We start from the raw sequence: 3,728 nt of genomic DNA on the forward strand, positions 1-3,728 counted from the left end.
ACCATCGCTTTATTATTTTCAATGATGCTTATCGTTACGGTGACGAGTAAGACGGGCTTTTTCGAATATATCGCGATTCGTCTGGCGCAATCCGTAAATGGAAACGGGTTGTCCCTTCTCATTCTTTTCTCCTTATTGGCGGCAGTCGGATCCGCATTTTTGGCAAATGTCACGATTGCTATGCTGCTTGTACCCATTCTATTCAAACTGACAAGATTACTTGATCTGCCGCCGATCCCGTATTTGATCATGACAATATTGGCCTGCAACATCGGCGGCACCGCTACACTGATAGGAGATCCCCCGAATATGATGATCGGACAGGCCGTGAAACATTTTACTTTCAATGCGTTCCTGGAAAATCTGCTGCCGGTCGCAGCGATTGTTTATGTCGTCACTTTATTGATCATGGGGCTGTTGTACAGGGAGGTCCTTCATGTAAAAGAAGACCGTAAACTGCTTCTTAAAGGTGTGGTGGCAAAAGATTATCTGAAAAGAAACAATGGGTTATTTCAATCGATTGCCGTTCTTTTGATGGTTCTGACCGGATTTTCACTCTACCCGATGTTTCATCTTGATGTAACAACGGTAGCGATTGCAGGTGCAGTATTGTTAATGCTGCTGCTGGAAAAAATATATCCGCCTGAAAGTATATTAAAAGAGGTGGAGTGGGGGACATTATTCTTTTTCATCGGCCTGTTCCTTCTTGTTGGAGGGATTGAGGAAGCGGGATTCATTGATGAAATAGCACGAGAAATCATCAGAACGACCGATGGGGATATGCAGAAAACGTCATTTGTCATTCTTTGGGGGACGGGGATCCTTTCGGCCGTCGTCGATAATATTCCGTTTGTGGCAGCAATGATTCCGGTAATACAGGAATTCGGCGAATTTGGTATGGTCAATATGGATCCAGTATGGTGGTCGCTTGCATTAGGTGCATGTTTCGGGGGGAACGGCACACTTTTGGGATCTTCATCAAATTTGGTCATTGCAGGTCTTGCAACTAAAGAAGATGTACATATCAAGTTTTCACAGTATTTGCTGATCGGCATCCCCATCACGCTCATTTCACTTGCTGTTTCAACAGTTTATGTTTATGTAAAATATCTGCGGCCATTCATGGGTGGTTAAAAATTCCTCCGATTATTTTTCCCCTGAAGTTCATACTAGTAGGTGAAATTGTTTTTTTTGAGGGGGAAAAGTTGTGGAGGAATATTGGCTCATTATCATACGCACGCTTTTTCTTTATTTACTAATCACGTTCATTTTCAGGATCATGGGTAAAAGAGAAATTGGAGAGCTCAGCATATTGGACCTGGTAGTCTTTATCATGATTGCTGAAATGGCCGTAATGGCCATCGAAGAGCCGACAGACCCCATCATCCACACGATCCTTCCGATGAGTGTGATGGTGATCGTGCAGTTTATATCTGCATGGTTTTCATTGCGGTCAAAATCATTCAGGGAGTTTGTCGACGGAAAACCGACCGTTCTGATTCATAATGGGAAAATAGATGAAAAAGAGATGAAGAAACAGCGGTATAATCATGATGATTTATTGCTTCAGCTGCGTGAAAAGGATGTCTTTAATATAGCAGACGTAGAATTTGCCGTTCTAGAGCCATCCGGCAGTTTATCGGTCTTAAAGAAAGAAAAAAATTCTTCAGGCTCTTTAACCCTCCCGCTTATACTCGATGGGCAAGTTCAGAGCAACCATCTTGAGATGATGGGGAAAACATCATTCTGGCTTCGAAAGGAGCTCCGTGAAAGAGGTTATAAAGAAATTTCCGATATCTCATTCTGCAGTTTTCATAATGGGAAATTTTATGTTGATCCCATCGATAAGTAAAGCCCCTTTCTGGTAGAATCCTCAGAAAGGGGCTTTGTAATATATTAAAGTCTGGCAGATTTCAACAGGGTCCAGGCGGTTTCAAGGGAATCAGCAGTGGTGATAAAGCAGGGTTTATATTAAATGATAAATCTCCGTATAAAAGGAATTCTGGCTAAATCATTTTTAACGATAAGCTTAAATGCAAAAGAAAGGACAGTATACACAACCGTAGTCGATATGACTCCGAAAATCAGCCTCCAAACGAGCCCTTCCCCGGTAAAGAGAGTAAGATACGAATAATGTGCCCAAAGGCCAGATGCTGCGAGAACAAGAGTGATTTTGATATAGTCCCTGAGATAAATGGTCATCGGGATATATTTAAGGATTGTCATCAGATGAAGAAGGGTTACCAGTATGAAGCCTGTTACAATTCCTAAAGCCGCACCCTTAATCCCGAATGTCGGTTGTGAAGCAAGAATAAAGATCACCGCAGTCTTTACGACTGCTCCAATCAGACTGTTTATCATCGCAGCGCGTGCAAGGTCCAACGCCTGAAGTACCGCTTGCAGCGGTCCCTGATAATAATAGAACAGGAAGAACGGTGCCATGATCATGAGGAAGATGGCCCCGTTTTCGCTGCCATACATGATCTGCATGAGTGGTTTGGCATAAACATATAAAATGACAACTGAGATGCCACCCGTGATGAGGCAAAAACGTAAAGCCTGCTGAAGTCTGTGTTCGATGAGTGAATAATCTTTATTCGAATTTGCTTCACTGATTGCAGGCACGAGCGACTGTGACAGTGATAACGTGATAAAGGAAGGCAGAAACAAAAGCGGCAGGGCATATCCGGTAAGGGAACCATATTGTTTTGTAGCCATGGAGGCAGCGACTCCGGCAATGGCAAGACTGTGCGCTACGACGATCGGTTCAAAAAACCAGGCAATCGAACCGATCATCCTGCTTCCTGTGGCAGGGAGCGCGACGCTCATCAGTTCGGTGAAGGTCTGACGGCCACCTTTAATCGATTTGAAGAAATTTTTTCTCATTTTAAATCTCTTCCTTAACTTAAAGCTTGCAAACAAATACAGAAGCGAAGCAAGCTCACCGAGAACGGATGCTGCCATGGCTGCAGCAGCCGCATATTCTATGCCATAAGGCAGGAAGGTCTTTGTCAACACGGCGATAAGGGTGATGCGCACGACTTGTTCAATAACCTGTGAGATGGCAGACGGCTTCATATTTTGCCGTCCCTGGAAATACCCTCTGATCACTGATGATACGGCCACGATCGGAATGATCGGGGCGATGGCCACAAGCGGATAATAGATGCGTTTATCCGTAAACAATGTCTCGGTCAAATAGGGGGCAAGGAGCACAAGTGCAGGAGTGAACAGGATGGATAGGAGTAAAGTAGTGGATAAAGAAACGACCAATATTTTTTTTACTTTGCGCAAATCACCTCTTGCTTCTGCTTCTGCTACATTTTTAGAAATGGCAACAGGGAGACCGAGCTGCGTGATGGTGATAACAAGGATCAAAGTGGGAAATGCCATCATAAAGAGGCCTACACCTTCCTCACCGATGAATCTGGCAACGACGATCCGGTTGACAAAACCTAATATCCTTGTAATAAAGGCCGCAGCCATCAAGATGATTGTGCCTTTAAGAAACTTTGACATAAAATTCCCTGCCTTCTCAAAAATGGTATAATCGTATACAATAATGTATATGCAGGCATGTGGACAAAGCATGACAAGTTGTACATAATTCTGGCTAATTGCAATCATTTAGCCCTAGGCGGTGACCGGGAATGAAGACAAATCAACATCCGTATGATCGATATTATGACTCATTGAAACCAGCGCTTTTCAGCAAGGTGGAGGAATTT

The 3,728-nt window shown here is 43.6% G+C and carries 3 protein-coding genes; 2 read left to right on the plus strand and 1 reads right to left on the minus strand.

The window, feature by feature from the left end; translation table 11 throughout:
- Positions 1 to 1,134: ArsB/NhaD family transporter (locus HP456_RS21095; protein WP_172254783.1), on the plus strand; the 1,134-nt coding region annotated here is incomplete at its 5' end.
- A 73-nt stretch (positions 1,135 to 1,207) separates the two neighbouring features.
- On the plus strand, positions 1,208 to 1,852 hold the full coding sequence (locus tag HP456_RS21100; protein WP_172254785.1) for a DUF421 domain-containing protein: 645 nt from the start codon (positions 1,208 to 1,210) through the stop codon (positions 1,850 to 1,852).
- A gap of 119 nt (positions 1,853 to 1,971) precedes the next feature.
- On the opposite strand, the gene spoVB is transcribed toward HP456_RS21100, so the two are convergent.
- Positions 1,972 to 3,519 (minus strand): stage V sporulation protein B, encoded by a 1,548-nt coding sequence (gene spoVB, locus HP456_RS21105; protein ID WP_172254787.1) that lies wholly within the window; start codon positions 3,517 to 3,519, stop codon positions 1,972 to 1,974.
- Between the last annotated feature and the right edge of the window lie 209 nt (positions 3,520 to 3,728).

Source organism: Bacillus haikouensis (assembly GCF_013179555.1).
Lineage (GTDB): Bacteria > Bacillota > Bacilli > Bacillales > Bacillaceae_B > Rossellomorea > Rossellomorea haikouensis_A.